The sequence below is a fragment of the Bacillus sp. SSR7 genome, assembly GCF_055902415.1.
The window spans coordinates 1-16704 of sequence record NZ_JBVVXV010000029.1 but is presented as its reverse complement, the minus strand read 5'-3'; the positions used below and the strand labels follow the sequence as shown (position 1 = coordinate 16704).

The window sequence follows — 16704 nt, the reverse complement described above, 5'->3', positions numbered from 1 at the left end:
GTTTACTTTCTTCTTCCAGCTTCTCTACTTCTGCCTCTGGTTTACTTTCTTCTTTTTCTGGCAACTCAATTTTTTCTACAATATTTTGAATCACTTCTCCGCTGAACCATATGCCAAGTTCATAATAATCCCATGCATCAAAATGAAACTCATATCTTTTTTCTCCAGAAGTACTCCATACAATCGTACCATCTTCATCATTAAATATTCCGCCTTCGCTCTTCAGTGCAATATCCTCGAGAGGATTGTCTTCCACATCAGAAACAGCAATTTTTATCGCTTGATTTACTTGAGCATCTTCTAGCACAATTCTTTGTCTTCTAATATCAATTGTAATAAACTGTGATAATTGAATAATTGGTTTTATATCACGAATTTCATTTCCTGCTAGCTTTAATTTATATAACTCTTTGATGGAACTAAAAATCGTTATATCCTTAATTACGTTGTCTGATAAATCTAAAAACCTTAATTCTTTAGCTTTAGTTAACGGAGTTACATCTACTATTTTATTCCCTTGAATCTCCAGTTCGAATAACTTAGGGATATTAGTAATTTCATCTAAATTACTAATATCATTATTATTCACTATTAATAAATCTAAGTTCTTCAGTTGCTGAATTCCTTGCAGAGATTCATTATTAATTTTATTAGCTGAAACATTTAACTTTTTCAGTGAATTTAATGTAAATAATGGTTTTATATTTTGGATATTATTATTGCTTATATTTAATTCCTCAATCTTTCCTAACTTAGCTAATGGCTCTAAATTTTCTATTTTATTATTTGCTAAATTAACGGACTTCAAGCTTTTTAATTCCGAGATAAAATCTATATTTTTCAACTCAAACTTTTCTAATGTCAAATCTTCTAAATTTGTCATATACTCTAATCCAGATAAATCTGTTATTCCATTATTCTGCCCATCAGTTACCTTTAATGTTTTAACCTTCAATAAATCTTCTTTCGTAATAGGTGTATTCAAATCCGTTCTACCTAAACTATCTTTATTAATATGCTCTCTTAGTTTTTTATCCGGAATAACACTTAAATCTGCTTGTGTTGGAACTATTGTTTGAATAATAGTTCCATTAAAACGTAATTTATGCTCTGAAGAACCTGTTTCTAAATTGAACTCGTATACCTTCTCTCCAGGGCTATTCCATTTTACAAAACCATTATCATATGTTCCTCCTTCACTTACCCATTTAATATTTTGAAGAGGTTCCCCATTCAAGTTGTATACAGGAATCTTAATATTCTCATTTACTACTCCTTTATCTAAGAAGATTTTTTGTCTATGGACTTTAACTACAAAACGCTTTGCAAACTCTTGAATAGGTCTTATATCAGAAATTTCATTTGTATTTAAATTAAGTTCGTATAAATTAGTTAGTTCACTAAGTGGTGATACATCAGAAATATAATTTTCCTCTAAATCAAGTGATTGTAAGTTTTTCATTTTAGCTAGTGGTGTAATATCTTTAATTTCTGCGTCTCTCACATTAAGCTGAGTAAGACTCTCCATTTTACTAATAGATTCGAGAGTATTAATATTATTATTTCCAATCCATAATTCCTTTACTTTATTTAACTGTTCAATTCCTGTTACATCACTAATATTATTATTAGCTAAATACAACTTACCTAGAGACGGCATTGTAAATAGCGGCTTAATATTTTCAATTTTATTACCGACTAAATCTAATACTCTAACTTTTTTCAAATTACTTAATGGCTTCAAATCGATAATTTTATTATCCCTTAAAGAAAGAGTTTGAATTTTATTCAGCCCAGTAATTGGCGATAAATCACTTACTTCAGATTCATGCAATATGAAGCTAGTCAAATTTACCATATGCTCTAAACCGGCTAAATCACCAATCTCTTTCCCTCTATATACCTTTATTTCTTTAATTTGTAATGCATCAACTTTCGTTATTGGTGCATTTATATCCTTTCGACCTAAAACATTTTTATTAATGTATTGTTGTAACTTTTCATCCACTACTATATTTTTTGCTTCTTCTTTTTGCTCTTCTTTATTTTCCTTTTGTTCTTCTGGAACATTATTTTCTAAATTTAATGTGTTTACTTCAAACTGTACTTGATACTTATTGTCATAAGCCATTGTCGGAATATAAATATGCATTTGCATATTATACCTTTTTCCTAATTCCCCTACTTCAAACTGAATTACTTTCGTCCCATTTTTCTTTTTATCTTCTGATATTACTTTCACATCATGAAACACACCTGGAGTATGAATATCCTCTGTTTTCAAGTATTGAAAGAAATCACTATCACTTAACGTTGCTGTTACAATTCTCTTTTCATTCTCAATTGTTAATTTCGGATCCTTTATATAAACAGCTGCCATAGACTCTTCATTCGTTTTATCTTTATACGCTTTAATAACAGCGTCATATGTACCATCTTCTAAACCTTGTCCAGTTTTATTCGCCTCAATTGCTACTGCCGCTAAAGCAGGTGTTGAATAAACAGCAAATGGAAGTGATAACGCCGCCGCTATAATCATTGCATTTATACGTTTTCTTTTATTTCTTTTCAACTTTATATCTCCTCCGAAATATATAATTCGAAATGTAATCATTTCTCGAATAAATGATAATGATTTTCATTATCATTGTCAACTGAGAAAATAAAAAGTTTACAAAAAAAGAACCTCTTTAAAAGAGGTTATGCCATTTTCTCACCTGATTCTTCTCTAAAAAAGCTTTTCATCGCATGAAATACGTCTGCTTTTTGCTTTAAAATATAATATCTGAAATTCTCATCTTTAATATTTTTATAGGCTGACATAAGTGTACTATGGCGGTTGTACTGATTCACCTCCCCATATCCAAACATGTTACATTTCTTCATTAATTCTTCCACAAGCTTTACACATCTAGCATTATCTGATGTTAAATTATCACCGTCTGAAAAATGGAATGGATAAATATTATAGCGGTCTGGTGAATATTTATTATCGATTAGCTCAAGTGCTTTTTTGTATACAGAAGAACAAATTGTTCCGCCACTTTCTCCTTTTGAGAAAAACTCTTCCTCTGGAACTACTTTTGCCTCCGTATGATGGGCAATAAATTCAATATCTACTGTTTCATACTTTGTGCGTAGAAATCTCGTCATCCAGAAAAAGAAGCTACGCGCCATATATTTCTCCCATATTCCCATCGATCCACTCGTATCCATCATCGCTAATACAACAGCTTTTGAATCTGGCTTTAATACTTCATTCCAAGTGCGGAATTTTAAGTCTTCTTGGTGAATCGGATGGAAAGATGCTTTACCACGCATCGCATTTCGTTTATATGCGGATATCATCGTTCTTTTCTTATCGATGTTGCCCCATAATCCTGTTTTTCTAATATCATTAAATTCAACATGTTCAATCCGGTTTTCATCCATTTCTTTTCTCTTTAAATTAGGTAATTCTAATTCTTTGAAAAATGCTTGCTCTAATTCTAAAATAGAGACTTCAGCTTCATAATAATCTTCTCCAGCCGCATCCCCTGCTCCTTGCCCTTTTCCTGGTCCTTTTTGCTTTTGACCACCTGATCCATCTCTCGCAACGACATCACCAACTTTGCTGTCACCATTTCCTTGCCCAACGTGTTTGTTTTTATCATAATTGTACCTAATCTTATATTCATCTAAAGAACGAATCGGTATTTTTACAACATCCTTACCATTAGACATAACAATGCTTTCTTCTGTTACAAGATCGGGTAAATTATTCTTAATTGCCTCTTGTACTTTCTCTTGATGGCGTTGTTGGTCGTCATATCCTTTGCGATGGAGGGACCAGTTTTCCTGTGAGATCGTATAATTTGGTTGGTTTTCTTCACCCATTTCTTTCCCTCCTTACTGTAATTGTCTTCCTATATGAACAGCAAGCTAGAAAGTTTGTTTTATACTGTGCAAGCTAGAATGAAAGGTAACTGCCCATCAAAAATCATCCCATAAACATATATAACGTTTTTCATATAATACTCCGAGCATCCTAAACAAAATTTTGCCACTCACATACTAGAAAGAAACATTCAGCCGTTGATAAGAAAGAAACACAATGCATAGTTGCACACATTTACACTTTGCAACATATTGTATTGTGTTGGCTTTTTTCGTATGAATGGTTGGTTACTCTATCATATGCATATTGTAAAAATAATTGACAATAAATTCATGAAATTGCATCTTAATTTATTACATTTGGACAAGGTATGACACTTTACACATATGAACGGATAATAAAACGCTGTCCCGCAAAATACAAGAGACAGCGTTTTATTATCAAACTATCGGTTTAGCAGGCTACCTACATAGCGTAATAATTCATTTGCTGAAGAAGAATTATAGCCATGCTCATCAATTAAGCGTGCAACAACATCATTGATTTTCTTAAGCTGATTTTCATCCGGTGTTTTCGTTGATGTTGTAATTTTCACTATATCTTTTAAATCAGCAAATAGCTTCTTCTGAATCGCTTCACGAAGACGTTCGTGCGAATTATAATCGAAGCGTTTTCCTTTACGTGCATAAGCAGAGATGCGAATTAATATTTCTTCTCGGAATGCTTTTTTAGCATTTTCTGAGATTCCAATTTGCTCCTCAATCGAGCGCATTAATTTTTCATCTGGGCTCATTTCTTCCCCTGTTAACGGATCACGTAATTTTGACTTATTGCAGTAGGCCTCAACGTTATCTAAGTAATTATCCATAAGTGTCTTCGCTGATTCTTCATATGAATACACGAATGCTTTTTGTACTTCTTTCTTCGCAATCTCATCATATTCTTTTCTCGCTAATGAGATGAAATTCATATAACGCTCTCGGTCTTCATTACTGATCGATGGATGCTGATCTAATCCATCTTTTAAAGAGCGAAGTACATCTAATGCATTAATAGATGGTACCTCTTTTCGAATAATTGTAGAAGAAATTCGATTAATAACGTAACGAGGGTCAATACCTTTCATACCTTCATCTTGATATTCGCGTTGCAGCTCCTCTACGTCAATCGCATTATAACCTTCTACTGTTTCTCCATCATACAAACGCATCTTTTTAATTAAATCAATATCTGGACGCTTCGGATCTTTTAAACGAGTTAAAATCGTAAACATTGCTGCAACTCGAAGTGTGTGTGGTGCAATGTGAACATTGGACACATCACTTTCACGAATCATTTTTTCATAAATATGTTCTTCTTCACTAACCCTTAAATTATATGGAACCGGCATTACGATAATACGTGAATGTAATGCTTCATTTTTCTTATTTGCTATGAAAGAGCGATACTCCGTTTCATTCGTATGCGCTACAATTAATTCATCTGCTGAAATAAGCGCAAATCTTCCCGCTTTGAAATTCCCTTCTTGCGTAAGCGATAATAAATGCCATAAGAACTTCTCGTCGCATTTTAACATCTCTTGGAACTCCATCATTCCACGGTTTGCCTTATTTAATTCTCCATCGAAGCGATACGCTCGTGGATCTGATTCTGAACCATATTCTGCGATTGTGGAAAAGTCCAGGCTGCCTGTTAAATCGGCAATATCTTGTGATTTAGGATCAGACGGGCTAAATGTACCAATCCCTGTACGGCGATCTTCCGAGAAGAAAATACGCTCTACAACTACATCCTCAATTCTTGAACCATATTCTTGTTCTAGACGCATAACGTTGAGTGGTGATAAATTCCCTTCAATTCTAACTCCATACTCATCAAAGAAATCCTCACGTAAATGGTGCGGAATTAAATGAAGTGGATCCTCGTGCATTGGGCATCCTTTAATGGCAAAAATTGCTCCTCGATCTGTTCTTGAATATGTTTCTAATCCTCGTTTCAACATCGTAACTAATGTTGATTTCCCTCCGCTAACAGGACCCATTAATAATAAAATACGTTTTCTAACATCTAATCGTTTTGCAGACGGATGAAAATACTCCTCTACAAGACGTTCTAAAGCATCCTCTAACCCAAATAGCTGATTACTAAAGAAGTTATACTTTCTTCTACCATCTACTTCTTCAATTCCAGCATCTTTTATCATATTGTAAATGCGAGAGTGTGCTGTTTGAGCCACCCATGGTCTTTCCTTCACAAGCTCCAAATACTCCGCAAACGTACCTTCCCATTGTAAGCGTTCTTCTGCTTCTCGATGCTGTTCAATTTTTTTTAGAATATCCATTATAGCTCCTCCCCCATCTCCTTGTTCAATCGGATTATTATAAAAGGTATGCTAGGATGTCCTCAAACATTCTTTAAATCAAAATGAAATATACAGTAGTGCTATAAAATTCTCTCCAAAATTCAAAGAAAATTCTGTATAATATAGGTATTAAAGTTTTTACACCGCTATTCATTTTAAATAAATTCTTTTCTTCCAAGAACCTTACATACACTTCAGATTCGTAAACTGAAAAAATAGGAGGAATATTAGTATGAAATTATTATTAATTTTAGGTGTATCACTCACATTCCTTACAGCTATTTTTACATCTGGTTACAATGATAAACCTGGTACACAAAAAAAGTGATGTGCTTCTTAGCACATCACTTTTTTTTATCGATTATTTATAATACACATTTTCTACATCATATTTTGATAAAGGTCGGCTATAATAATAGCCTTGTACAAACTTCACATTCTTTTCCTTCAAAAATTGTATTTGTTCCGCTTTTTCTACTCCTTCTGCAATTACATTCAATCCCAAAGTATGGGCTAAATGAATAATCGCAGCCGTAATATTCGTATCACGTTCATCTACGTATATACCTTCCATAAAAGAACGATCAATTTTCAAAGTATCAATTGGATACGTTTTTAAATAACTTAAAGATGAATATCCTGTACCAAAATCATCTAAATGAATCTTTAAATTTTGTTCTTTTAATTGTAGCAATACTCTTTTCGATATATCTTTATGTATAAGTGCTCCTTCTGTAACCTCTATCGCTAATAAATGGGCTGGTACATTGTACTTATGTAAAGCTCGTGTAATCATCTCTATTAATGTAATAGAGCGAAAATGCCTGGCTGAAATATTAACTGCAATCGGGACAACTTCATATCCTTTATTTAACCATTCGCGTATTTGCCGACACACTTCATTTACTACCCATTCATCAAGCTTAATAATAAATCCTGTTCTTTCTGCTAGCGGAATAAAGTGATTGGGAGGGACAAATCCTAATTCTTTATTCTCCCACCTTATTAAAGCCTCCATACTAGCTATTTTTTTCGTTTCAATATTAATTTGCGGCTGATAATGTAAGTAGAATTCATTTTTTTCTATAGCACGATGTAATTGGTTTTCTATTATAAATCTTTGTTCACGCTCACAATCTAATCCACTGCAATAAAAATGATAATGCCCTTTTCCTTTTTCTTTTGCTTTTTCCAAAGCGGCATCAACTCTTTGGAATAATATTTTTTCATCTTCTCCATCTGTTGGAGCCATTACAATTCCGATTGACGCACTTAAATACACGTCCTCTTCTTCGATTACAAAATGTTCACTAATCTTTTTTTGTATGCTTTTTGCAACTCCCTCTACACGTTCTTTCGTTATATTTTCTATTAACATAACAAATTGATCATCGTGTTCTCTAAATAAGTGCATACCGTATATTTGGAGACTGCTTAAACATTCTGTAACTTTTTGTAATACTTTATCTCCTTCTTTATGACCAAAAGTATCATTAATAAGGTGAAATTCATCTAAATCTATAAAGATAAACGCAAAATCTATCTTCTCATTTAAAAAATCATTTAACTTATTTGCACATGAAATTCTATTCATTAATCCTGTTAACTGGTCATAATAAGCTAAATATTCCGTTCTCATCTCGTTTAATACATGCCTTGTAACATCCCTCGTAACAATATAAACCCCAACAATTTCACCGTTCACAATAATCGGAATAGTTCTCAGGGAAATATAGAGCTCGTACCCTTCTTTATGAACATATTTCTTTGAAACAATTTGCTTTGCTTTTCCTTGCATGGATCCTTTAAATATAATTTGAAAATCTTTTTCATATTCTTTATTAATAAATTCAAAGATAAATTTATTATTTAATTCTTCATATCGATATCCAAATATTTCATACGTTGCTGGATTCGCGTATGTAATTCTACCTATAGAATCTATAGATATAATGGAGTCATTATTATATTCTAGTAATGACTTAAATAACATTTGTTTTTCCTCTATTTCAATCTTCTCCTCAATTTGAGCTGTAATATCCCTCGTAATACAAATAATAAACTGACATACTCCTTCTTCATCAAATACAGGATTAAGTGAAGATTCATAATGTAAATTACCAGTTGGTAAACTAACTACATCACAAAAGGTATGTGCTTTTGCTTCGCTCGCTACTTTTGCATATTGCACTTGCAATATTTCCGCCGTATCTTTCGGCAATACTTCAGAAAACGTTTTTCCATAACATTCTTCGCTTAGCTTTGCATAATCCATACCTATCTTATTTACATAAATATATGTAAAGCTTTCATCATCCATAACTTTCACAATAAATACTAAATCTTGAATAGCATGTAATAATCCTCTTCTTATTAAATCCATATCTATCATACTTAAAAAGGTATTTTGATTACGATATTGTTCCTTCATATTTATCTCAACCTGTCTGATCTATTTTTATTCATATATCACCATTCTATATGACTATGTACCCTTTTTTAAATGTATGATTCCATATTTATTTTTATTTTTAGAAAAAAAGCCGCCATATGGCGACTTTTAATAAACAATTTCTAAATCTAATCCTGGATAATTTTGTTGACGGAACGCTTCATAAATTAAAATAGCTGCTGTATTTGATAAATTTAATGAACGCACTTTATCAGTCATTGGAATACGTAAACAATGATCGAAATTTTCTTCGATTACATTAGCTGGTAAGCCGTTCGTTTCTCTTCCAAATACAAAGTAGTAATCCTTCTCACGTTTACTATAATCAAACGATGTATGAGCTTTCTCGCCATACTTTGTTAAATAGAAGAACTCACCGTCTTTATTTTTCTCATAAAACTCTTCAATTGAATCATAATACGTAATTTTCACGTGCTGCCAATAATCTAATCCTGCACGCTTTAACATTTTATCATCCGTTGAAAATCCAAGCGGTCTAATCAAATGTAATTCTGTTCCAGTTGCTGCACAAGTACGAGCAATATTTCCTGTATTTGCTGGAATTTCTGGTTGATATAAAACAACATGTACTCCCACGCGATATTCACCTCTGTTTTTTGTCTACTACGTATTATACCACTTGAGCGAAAAATCTCTACCCATTAATAATATGAAAGAATTTATATTTCATTTGTGGTGTATATTTACTAGAATCTTCATAGTTCCAATAACGCCGACGGCTATTCGCTGAATGTGCATTTACAAGCGGCATACCATCTGCGTCTTTTGCTACTACAATCGTCGTATGATTCCACCTACCATCATCCTCGAAATCATAAGCGATGACATCACCAAGAATAAGGTTCTCTGGCCTTTCTACAGCTTCAGCTCGAAGTCCTGATGTAGCACCTGACAAATACCAATAAAAAGAGTGTGCAACAGCCCAGCTCCAACTCCACTGATTCTCCCTTTGCCACCATCCTTTGCGAATATTAGGATATCCATTCATTGGTACTTCTCCAGTATGAAGACATTGAGAAATAAAATTCGTACAATTATCAGGGAAATTACGATATGCAGGGTTTCGATCATCCCACCAACGCTCTGCATATTTAACTGCCTCTAAACGGTTGTACTGATAAGAACCGTACTTCTCTTTTGTAACTTCCCTTTCTAATGGCTCACTCATTCTAACTACTTCTGGCACTTCAATAGCATAATCACCTATTATCCGGCTATTATTTAAACAAACTCTTCGTTTTAATTGTTCCTCTTCAATATAAAATAATTCTTTATGCTTAATTAAATATTTAAAATGTATTTGATAATCAATTTCTTGATGATTGCTATTATTTAATTGCCTCATAAAAGAAACGTCCGCAGTTGCTTTCACTATCTCTGCATTACGCTTTTGGAATAATTGTTTCTTTCTCTTTGCTATTTGTAATAAATCTTCAGCAATACCATCTACATTTGTTCGTTTCTCTGTTATATATGCTAAAAAGTGTTGGACTTGCTTTTCAATATTTATTTTTACAACCATTTCGTCTCCCTCCCATATTACAATATGAAAAAGGGAGATATTATCTACTCTTTTTTCTGCGCTAACAATTCAAGTCCGCGATTCATTTCATGAAGAACCTCTTCGTCTTTCTCACGTTGCATCGCTTTTTCAATAGCTTCGCCCACGCCGTCTCCACCAATTTTCCCAAGCGCCCACGCTGCTGTTCCGCGAAGTACTGGTCTTGGATCATCTTTCATAACACCAATTAAATCAGGAATTGCTGATGCCTCTTTAAAATGCGCAAGTGCCAAAATTGCATTTCGTTGCAACGGTTTTTTACCTCTCCATGAACCAGACATAATTCCATATTTCTCTTTAAAATCACGATTGCTAATTGTTAAAAGTGGTGTTAATAACGGCTTAACTAACTCAGGATCTGGTTCCATCTCAGGATGATTATGAAAATCCATTCCTTTATTTTTCGGACAAACAGTTTGACATGTATCACATCCATAAATACGATTTCCTATTTTGTCGCGATACTCTTCCGGTAGGAATCCTTTCGTCTGTGTTAAAAATGCTATACACTTCTTCGAATCTAATTGTCCTCCTTGTATTAAAGCACCTGTAGGACAAATATCAATACACTTTGTACAGCTCCCGCATTGATCTTCTATCGGCTGATCTGGTGGGAAGGGAACGTTTGTAATCATTTCTCCTAAATATACATACGAACCAAATTCAGGTGTAATAATAGAGCAGTTCTTACCGCTCCATCCAATACCAGCACGCTCTGAAACAGCTCGATCACTTAATTCACCCGTATCAACCATTGACTTAACTTCTATATCGGGAAGTTTTTCGATTAAATATGCTTCTAATTTTTGCAAACGATCTCGTAAAACTAGATGATAATCTTGTCCCCAAGAGGCCCGACAAAAAATCCCACGGCGTTCTCCGCGCTTACTTAATGGTGCATTTTTTAATTTTGAAGGATACGCTAATGCAATCGCAATAATTGATTTTGCACCAGGTAATAAAAGCTGTGGGTTCGTTCTCTTTTCTATATCAGGCTCTTCAAATCCAGATTGATAATTTAATTGTTGCTGCTGGATTAAGCGCTGCTTTAATTCCTCAAATGGTGACGCACTAGCAAAGCCTATTTTATCTATACCAATTGTTTTACTATACGCAATTACATCTTGCTTTAATTGTTCAAAATCCATTCCTAATCGCCTCCTCAGATGAATCCATCCCTTATGTAACGATCGATTGGTTAGCAATTCACTTTTGGAATATTATTCTTTACTTCTATTTTCGCATAAAATGATGTTTTCCAAACATTAAAAAACGCAATGCCTCGTTTATCTCGGAAACGAAACACTGCGTTGATCACAATTTATAGAAAAACATTTAATAAAATTTGGAGCGGGTGAAGAGAATCGAACTCTCGACCAGAGCTTGGAAGGCTCTTGTTTTACCACTAAACTACACCCGCAAATATGAAATACATATAAGATATTAGAATAACTTATGTAAAGTAGTATAGCATGTAAAAAAAGCGGAAGCAAGAATTTTATCGAAAAAAGTCGAAAAAGTGATGAGAGTCCTCATCACTTTTTCAATTCTTTATCAATTGCCTTCTTCATACTATCGAAATCAGGGTTTGCAAGATTTCCGTTTACATATACTGAAGGAGCACCTTGAACTTTTAATTTTTGAGCACGATCTGAATCTTTACGTACTTTTTCTTTTATTTCTTTACTGTGTAAATCCTTCTTAAATTGTGCTACATCAACTTTTGGAAGCTTCTCCTTCACAATGTTAAGAAGTAATTCTTCTGTAATCCATTCTTCCGTGTCTTTCTTTTGACTTTGATAAATCTCATCATAGAAAGTCCAGAATGAATCTTTATCTTGTTTATAAATTGCTTCACCAGCTGCTGCACCTAAATCAGAGTCTTTTCCGATAAATGGGAAATTAATAAAGTATAACTGCACTTTACCTTTGTCGATATACTCTTCTTTTAATCGTGGCAATACTGTTACATCCCAAGTACGACAAGCAGGACATTTGAAGTCTCCAAATTCAACTACCTTAACCGGAGCATCATCTTTCCCTAAAGATTGTTGTGTGGAATAAGCAAACATCTCATTCCCTTTATCTTTTTTGTCATTTATGATGCTATACGCAATCGTTCCGATCACAATCAATACTGCAATGGAAAAAACTATACCGAGAGCCATGAGTTTGTTCGATGATTTCATATACATTCCTCTTTAATTTCATATTCTGTATACAGCATTGTACACAATACACATAATATCAACACTTATATACGTCACGCAATGAACACGCTCACATAAATTACAAAAACACAATAATTGTGACGATATTGTGTCACAATTTGTCACAATTTATTCAAAAAAAAGAAGCTCCTATGTAGGAACTTCCTTTAGCTTACTGCTTTTTCACGCGCATTATTTAACATCGACTGCTCTGTTTTTATATCATGACGAATGACTAATTTCTCACTAACTGCTTGCACATACTCATCATGATTGATATAGCCTTCTTTCTCCATCAATCTCAAAACGACATTTCGTCTCTCTACGGCCTTATCATAATTTTGTGCAGGTGAGTAATAAGCAGGTGCCTTTACTACAGCAGCCATCATTGCACTTTCAGCCAACGTTAATTGGCTTACCTTTTTACCGAAGTATAGGTTTGCTGCTTTTTCAATTCCCCATGCTCCTTCTCCGTAATAAATATTACTTACATATAATTTTAAAATTTCATCCTTTGTAAATGTACGTTCAATTTTTTTCGTATAAAAAATTTCTTTCCACTTACGAGAAAATGTACGTTCATTCGTTAAAAAAGCATTTTTTGATAACTGTTGTGTAATTGTGCTACCACCTTGCACAACACCACCAGCTTTTATATTCTCAACAGACGCCCTAATAATCGCTATATAATCTAAACCGTTATGATGATAAAACCTTTTATCTTCTGTCGCAATAAATGCATGTGTTAATGATTCTGGCACCTCTAACTTAGCCGGTACATGTAATTTACTAATATCACTTTGCTCGATCATTACATTTCCAATGAATAATAACGTAAAACTTAACAATAATAATAAAATAATGGCTTTATAAAAAAACTTAGTCATTGGATTTAATGCAACTTTTTGATGATAGTTCACCCTAGATAATACTCGTTCTTTCATCTTAAACACCTCTTTTCCACACAGCATATAACTCTTACTTTAAGAATACCTTGTTGTAAAAAAATATCCCATCGATTTCTCTTACACGTACCTTACATCATTGTAAGGTATAAAGTGAAACTTTAATCAGTAGGGTTTTTGTTCATCCCCCACTGAATATCAGCCCTCACTAATCGAGCTGCCAGGCAAATAGCGGGGTAAAAAAGTATTGTATCATAGTCTTTTTTTATCTACTATTCATCTGAAATATTGAATATAGATTATGCTAAACCAATAATAGAGTATACCTTAAGCCTATACTTCCCTATTAAAACATCCTATTTTCATTATATCATCTACAAATATATATACTTGTAAGTATCTAGTAATCTAAATGTATACAATATATCATACATTATATAGAACGAACGTTCCCAAAATCAATACTAGCACTATTATTATTTTGACCTTTTTCTTAAACAGTATACAAAAAAGAGTAGTGATTTGATTGTATCTCAAACCAGCTACTCTTTTCTTTACAATCTACCTATTAAATTATATGGCTGCACTTCCCACGTTTCGTACGGAATACAATGTGTTGCGCTCATCGCATCAATCGTTCTGGATTTCATATGAGGACGCGTTATATACTCATCTATGTTCTCTTCATTTAAAGCAACAAATTTAGCCTCTTGTATTTCTTCATGTTGAATTTTTATTTCACCGCTTACATATGCTACTTTAAAAACGACAGCTAAAATGTTCATGGAAGCATTATAATAAACTCCTGTAATACCGGTAGGCTTCACCGTTAATCCTGTTTCCTCTTTTATTTCCCTACAAACAGCTTGATCGAGTGCTTCCCCTTCTTCTACCTGTCCTCCTGGTAACTCCCACGTATCAGCTCGCCAGTGTACCTTTGCTAATAACACTTCATCTTTTTCATTTGTTAAATAGCCTGCTACAGCAACTATATGTTTTGGTGTTTTATGTTCCATGTTAAGCCTCCTAGCAATAATGAATATTTCATAAATCCCTATAAGCATATTCCCTGTTTACAATAAAATACCTTTATTAAAAAAGCCCCTATTCGTTAAACGAACAGGGGCTTTTATCGTATTATTCTCCTAAGTCTACGTTGTGATAAACTTGTTGTACATCTTCTAAATCTTCTAATGCATCAACCATTTTTTCAAATTGTGCTTGTGCATCTTCAGGAAGTGTTACATCGTTTTGTGCAAGCATTGTTAATTCGGCAACTGTAAATTCTTCAACACCCGCATCTTTAAGAGCAGATTGTACTGCGTGGAATTGATCTGGTTCAGCATACACGATAACAGCATCTTCTTCTTCAAGAATGTCACGTGCATCCACATCTGCTTCCATTAAAATCTCAAGAACTTCATCTGATGTTTTCCCTTCAAGACCGATAACAGCTGTTGCATCAAACATGTAAGCTACAGAACCGTTTACACCCATGTTACCACTGTTTTTGCTAAATGCAGCTCGTACATCTGCAGCAGTACGGTTTACGTTGTTTGTAAGTGTATCTACAATTACCATAGCTCCATTTGGTCCGAATCCTTCATAACGAAGCTCGTCATAATTTTCTTCTGAACCACCTTTTGCTTTTTCAACTGCACGATCAATAATTGTTCTTGGTACGTTATATGTTTTCGCACGTTCTAATACAACTCTAAGCGCTTGGTTTGATTCTGGATCTGGCTCGCCTTGTTTTGCCGCCACATAAATTTCACGTCCAAATTTCGCGTATATGCGGCTTGTATTTGCATCTTTTGATGCTTTTTTATCTTTAATATTATTCCATTTACGACCCATACTTTCCACTCTCTTTCCCGTTTTAAATCTACATAAAAATATTAATATGAAATATAATGTGTGTTCAACACATTTTTAAAAGAAATATAAAAAGTTCATTTTTGATTCATATTACAGACATAATATAAATCACTATCATTTTGTTCTTTCGACAAGTTATATTATACATGAATTCCTACATTTATCACGAATTTTAGAATCACATAACATAATTTAGCAAAAAACCTTAACATTTCTGTTAGTTTTTTTACATCGCCGATACCAATTTCCATAATATTCCCTTCATTACTTTCTATTGCTTTATAATTAAAATAGGAGAAAAGCTAAATCCAACTATCTATCAAGTGAGATTCATGAAATTAGATGAACCAATTCAATTTGAGTCGTTTCCTGAATTAAAGGAATTAGGGGACTGGTTGAGTACTTCAACGCACATGTGGGCGTGCCACTCAACTATGTACAAGTACAACAGAGAAGAGTTTGAAAAGAAGTTTTTAGAAATTACAAACTTAACCGTTGATAATGTACTAATATCTACTGGTGGTGTCGGATTTAACTTCATGTCATCAGGTTGGAGAAATTCTCTATAAAGGGATAAAAACGAATGTTAGTTTTTATCCTGTTAGTGTTTCACAGTTTACTCCAACTGTATAGTATGTGCTTTGATCGAGCGAAATCACAAAAAAACTCTACACAATTAGTGTAGAGTTTTTTATTACGCCGTTCGTGATACCGATGGTCGGGGTCGAACCGACACTCCCGAAGGAACACGATTTTGAGTCGTGCGCGTCTGCCAATTCCGCCACATCGGCACAAAAGAAAAGGCGGCAACCGGATTTGAACCGGTGATAAAGGTTTTGCAGACCTCTGCCTTACCACTTGGCTATGCCGCCATATAAAATTTTACTGGAGCGGAAGACGGGATTCGAACCCGCGACCCCAACCTTGGCAAGGTTGTATTCTACCACTGAACTACTTCCGCAAAAATGGCTGGGCTAGCTGGATTCGAACCAGCGCATGACGGAGTCAAAGTCCGTTGCCTTACCGCTTGGCTATAGCCCATCGAATTCTTACTTAATTATATGTAAGTATCCATTAGATTATTTATAATTTTTAAAATAAAAATGGGGCGACTGATGGGAATCGAACCCACGAATGCCGGAGCCACAATCCGGTGCGTTAACCACTTCGCCACAACCGCCATGTTGTGTAAATATATTTGGCAGGGGCAGTAGGAATCGAACCCACACTGGAGGTTTTGGAGACCTCAGTTCTACCTTTAAACTATGCCCCTATGTAAATGGTGGAGGGGGGCAGATTCGAACTGCCGAACCCGAAGGAGCGGATTTACAGTCCGCCGCGTTTAGCCACTTCGCTACCCCTCCGAAACTTACATGGTGCCGGCTAGAGGACTTGAACCCCCAACCTACTGATTACAAGTCAGTTGCTCTACCAATTG

12 protein-coding genes and 8 tRNA genes are annotated in these 16704 nt (G+C 34.2%); 1 reads left to right on the top strand and 19 read right to left on the bottom strand.

What is annotated here, in order from left to right; all coding sequences use genetic code 11:
* From AC0NJG_RS27975 to AC0NJG_RS27920, 12 genes are all read right to left on the bottom strand, one after another.
* Positions 1-2572 (bottom strand): leucine-rich repeat domain-containing protein (locus AC0NJG_RS27975; protein ID WP_474063676.1); only part of this gene is annotated, 2572 nt, incomplete at its 3' end.
* A gap of 128 nt (positions 2573-2700) precedes the next feature.
* The gene (gene yhbH, locus AC0NJG_RS27970) at positions 2701-3876 is read right to left on the bottom strand and encodes a sporulation protein YhbH (protein WP_000503513.1); all 1176 of its coding nucleotides are present in this window, start codon (positions 3874-3876) and stop codon (positions 2701-2703) included.
* Positions 3877-4322: 446 nt separating this feature from the next.
* Positions 4323-6218, bottom strand: a complete 1896-nt coding sequence (locus tag AC0NJG_RS27965; protein ID WP_029437380.1) for a PrkA family serine protein kinase — start codon at positions 6216-6218, stop codon at positions 4323-4325.
* Positions 6219-6600: 382 nt separating this feature from the next.
* Positions 6601-8670: a sensor domain-containing protein gene (locus AC0NJG_RS27960; protein WP_087953909.1), complete on the bottom strand. Its 2070-nt coding sequence runs from the start codon at positions 8668-8670 to the stop codon at positions 6601-6603.
* Positions 8671-8799: 129 nt separating this feature from the next.
* Positions 8800-9288 carry a tRNA (uridine(34)/cytosine(34)/5-carboxymethylaminomethyluridine(34)-2'-O)-methyltransferase TrmL gene (trmL, locus tag AC0NJG_RS27955; protein WP_087953910.1) on the bottom strand — a complete coding sequence of 163 codons (489 nt, stop codon included), beginning with the start codon at positions 9286-9288 and terminating at the stop codon, positions 8800-8802.
* A gap of 58 nt (positions 9289-9346) precedes the next feature.
* Positions 9347-10234 (bottom strand): amidase domain-containing protein, encoded by an 888-nt coding sequence (locus AC0NJG_RS27950; protein ID WP_087953911.1) that lies wholly within the window; start codon positions 10232-10234, stop codon positions 9347-9349.
* A 44-nt stretch (positions 10235-10278) separates the two neighbouring features.
* Complete coding sequence (gene queG / locus AC0NJG_RS27945; protein ID WP_000345218.1) at positions 10279-11421, bottom strand: tRNA epoxyqueuosine(34) reductase QueG; 1143 nt, start codon at positions 11419-11421, stop codon at positions 10279-10281.
* Positions 11422-11619: 198 nt separating this feature from the next.
* Positions 11620-11693 (bottom strand) — tRNA-Gly (locus AC0NJG_RS27940).
* Positions 11694-11808: 115 nt separating this feature from the next.
* Positions 11809-12462: a DsbA family protein gene (locus AC0NJG_RS27935; RefSeq protein WP_048552668.1), complete on the bottom strand. Its 654-nt coding sequence runs from the start codon at positions 12460-12462 to the stop codon at positions 11809-11811.
* A 188-nt stretch (positions 12463-12650) separates the two neighbouring features.
* Complete coding sequence (locus tag AC0NJG_RS27930; RefSeq protein WP_016089400.1) at positions 12651-13427, bottom strand: transglycosylase domain-containing protein; 777 nt, start codon at positions 13425-13427, stop codon at positions 12651-12653.
* Positions 13428-13942: 515 nt separating this feature from the next.
* Positions 13943-14404 (bottom strand): NUDIX hydrolase, encoded by a 462-nt coding sequence (locus AC0NJG_RS27925; protein WP_474063675.1) that lies wholly within the window; start codon positions 14402-14404, stop codon positions 13943-13945.
* A gap of 121 nt (positions 14405-14525) precedes the next feature.
* A complete protein-coding gene (locus AC0NJG_RS27920; RefSeq protein WP_000532948.1) occupies positions 14526-15245 on the bottom strand; it encodes a YebC/PmpR family DNA-binding transcriptional regulator in 720 nt (239 codons plus the stop codon).
* Positions 15246-15520: 275 nt separating this feature from the next.
* Here AC0NJG_RS27920 and AC0NJG_RS27915 point away from each other — a divergent pair, with 275 nt between their 5' ends.
* A complete protein-coding gene (locus tag AC0NJG_RS27915) occupies positions 15521-15835 on the top strand; it encodes a DUF3884 family protein (protein WP_087953913.1) in 315 nt (104 codons plus the stop codon).
* A gap of 140 nt (positions 15836-15975) precedes the next feature.
* Here AC0NJG_RS27915 and AC0NJG_RS27910 read toward each other — a convergent pair.
* The 7 genes from AC0NJG_RS27910 to AC0NJG_RS27880 all read right to left on the bottom strand — a co-directional run bounded on the left by AC0NJG_RS27910 (position 15976) and on the right by AC0NJG_RS27880 (position 16630).
* Positions 15976-16057 (bottom strand) — tRNA-Leu (locus AC0NJG_RS27910).
* 10 nt (positions 16058-16067) lie between these two features.
* Positions 16068-16138 (bottom strand) — tRNA-Cys (locus AC0NJG_RS27905).
* Between the two features lie 14 nt (positions 16139-16152).
* A tRNA-Gly gene (locus tag AC0NJG_RS27900) sits at positions 16153-16227 on the bottom strand.
* Between the two features lie 5 nt (positions 16228-16232).
* Positions 16233-16307: transfer RNA gene (locus AC0NJG_RS27895), tRNA-Gln, on the bottom strand.
* Between the two features lie 63 nt (positions 16308-16370).
* A tRNA-His gene (locus tag AC0NJG_RS27890) sits at positions 16371-16446 on the bottom strand.
* Positions 16447-16465: 19 nt separating this feature from the next.
* A tRNA-Trp gene (locus AC0NJG_RS27885) sits at positions 16466-16539 on the bottom strand.
* A gap of 7 nt (positions 16540-16546) precedes the next feature.
* A tRNA-Tyr gene (locus AC0NJG_RS27880) sits at positions 16547-16630 on the bottom strand.
* Positions 16631-16704: the final 74 nt, after the last annotated feature.